The following is a 2,570-nucleotide window of genomic DNA, read 5'->3' as shown; positions in this document are numbered from 1 at the left end:
TGAATATTCTTTTCAAATAGACCACCGGGTCCGGTGGGTGTTGACCACCCAATCCGGAAAATGGAACCAGAGGTTCCGGTGGTGAGATCAATTTGATTATTTATTTTGTTTAAGCCCGTATTCCTCACGCATAGAATGATCATCTTTTCCTGTTTTATTGTGAATTTCAATGTTATAAGAATCATGAACAATTCTATCGAGTATAGCATCGGCTAAAGTAGCTTCACCAATCTTTTTATGCCAACCTGCTGGAGAAAACTGTGAGCAAAAAATTGTAGATGTTTTTTTATGACGAGCATGGACAATCTCAAGAACATCACGTGCTTCATTTTCAGTTAGTGATATAAGCATCCACTCATCAAGAATTAAGAGTTGAGCCTTTTTATACTGACTAAAAATTTTTTTATAATTACCTTCGCCTCTTGCAATAGCAAGTTCAGCAAGCAGTTCAGGTAACCTGATATATTTTACAGAATAGAACCGCTTGCAAGCTTCCATGCCAAGGGCACAAGCTAAATATGATTTCCCAGCACCGGTGGCTCCCATAATAATGACATTATGTGCATCATAGATATACTCACAAGTAGACAGCTTTTGAATTTGAGACTTATTGATCATTCTACTTGAATTATAATTAACATCCGATATTGAAGCGTGAGGTTGATCAAATTTTGCTAATCTAATCAATCTGTGGAATTTGTTATTCTTTCTACTTGTATATTCAATATCAACCAGCAGTCCCAATCTTTCTTCAAATGACATGTGATTTAAAGAGTTGTCACTGAGTTGGATACGAAAAGCATCAGCCATTGCTGTAAACCGCATTTCGATTAATTTATTCATTGTAGATTCATTTGTCATGGTTTTTACCTCCATAATAGTCTGCGCCACGGGTAAATCCAAAGGCATCAGGTTCTTCTATAACGTGTTTTGGTGTTTCATTGGTTAACTTATCCTGTCCTGTCGTAAGAATGGATTTAACACTCTTATAACTTGGATGAGGCGTATAATATAAAGCCCTGGAGCAAGCGGCTTCAAGTCTAATAACTGAATATTTATCAGCTAACTTTAGAAGTCCCATGCAACTTTTATAACCTTGTTCCTCTACACGATAGGAGGCTAAAATTGATTTGATGGTAATTGTAGTACTTGGGCCAATTTTCTCAGCCCAAGAAATGAATCTTTCAGAATTCCATTTGAGATATTTTTGATGATCTTCAGGCATATGTTCTTCTACAGTACTGTACTGGCCTATACGACCATGAAGTTTCGGATGAGAACAGAGCCGGTGATTATTATAAAAAACTTCAATGACATTTTTCGTTATCCTTACATCCACAACATGTTTAATGTACTCGTGAGGCACTGAATAGTGCATTTTCTCTACTTGTATGTGATAATTGAATTGAACTGTGGCTTGCTTTAGGGTTGCAAGTTCAAAGGGAGTGGCAGGTAACGGTAACAGCATAGATTTTTCTTCGCCAAGAAAGATGCTGAGTCTACTCCCTTCTTTCTTTTGGAATGGTTTGCTGTTAAAGCTTGTCAATTTTGTTTTTATAGATTTGTTAAGTTCTGCTAAAGTGAAGAATTTTTCGTTTCTAAGTGCAGCAATAATCCAAGTGGAGATGTTGCCAACTGTACCTTCAACGGAGGCTTTATCCTTAGGCTTTCGAACACGAGTTGGTATTATCGCAGTATTATAATGCTCTGACATTTCTCGATAAATCTTGTTAAGTTCAGGATTATGCCAGTCTGATTTCACTACGCCAGTTTTTAGATTATCCGGAACAAGAATCTTTGATACACCACCGAAGTACTGGTACATGTTAACGTGAGCTGCAATCCAACTTTCTTGCTTCATTGATGGAAAAGCTTCTACATAGGCATACTGACTAAATGGAAGCACTGCTACAAAAATATATGCGGCAGTGAGTTCTCCAGTATCTCGATCAACCAACATCGATGTTGTACCCGCCCAATCTACTTCAATCAGTTCACCCGGTTTTCTAGGAATGTGCATAGTCGCTCGTTTGACTTCAGCATGTTTCCTGTAAATTTGGCAAAACTGAGAGTACATGAGCGGAAGCTCACCTTGAATTCTACATGTCTCACAATATTCATTCCAAAGTAGTTTTAAGGATACACCGCTTTTAAGCAGTTCCTTATGAATGTGTTCAACATCAGGTGCTTTTCGTAAATTTTCATCATGTGCTTTTTGAAAAAATCTTTTGTGCAAATCTGTGTCTGTGATTTCAACTGGTAATGGCCATTTGATATCCAGTTCAGATGCACGATTTAAAACGCTTCGCACAGTATTTCTAGAACACTTTAAACTTTGTGCGATGCCAGTTTTGTTGATTCCGAGACTGTTAAGTCTTAGAATCTCTCTGTATTGGGTCATAATAGACCTCCTCAATTTATTTACGCCAGTATAAGCGTATGAGGATACTATACCCACATTTACTTTAAATTTATTAAGTGGTCAATGCCACCGTACCGAGTGATCTCAAAAATCGGAACCGGTGGTCTCACTCATCGGAACAAGTGGTCAATTTGGTCTGTAATACTCA

General features: G+C 37.6%; 2 protein-coding genes. Both read right to left on the bottom strand.

From position 1 onward, the window contains the following. Nucleotides 1–96 precede the first annotated feature (96 nt). On the bottom strand, nucleotides 97–861 hold the full coding sequence (gene istB, locus ISU02_RS23660; protein WP_194704340.1) for an IS21-like element helper ATPase IstB: 765 nt from the start codon (nucleotides 859–861) through the stop codon (nucleotides 97–99). Further along, the gene (gene istA / locus ISU02_RS23655) at nucleotides 851–2,401 is read right to left on the bottom strand and encodes an IS21 family transposase (protein ID WP_194704339.1); all 1,551 of its coding nucleotides are present in this window, start codon (nucleotides 2,399–2,401) and stop codon (nucleotides 851–853) included. Before istA ends, istB begins: the two co-directional genes overlap by 11 nt. Nucleotides 2,402–2,570 lie beyond the last annotated feature (169 nt).

Source organism: Fusibacter ferrireducens (genome assembly GCF_015352425.1).
GTDB classification, from domain to species: domain Bacteria; phylum Bacillota; class Clostridia; order Peptostreptococcales; family Acidaminobacteraceae; genus Fusibacter_A; species Fusibacter_A ferrireducens.
The sequence above is the reverse complement of the archived record's forward strand: the minus strand, read 5'-3'. Positions and strand labels throughout refer to the sequence as shown.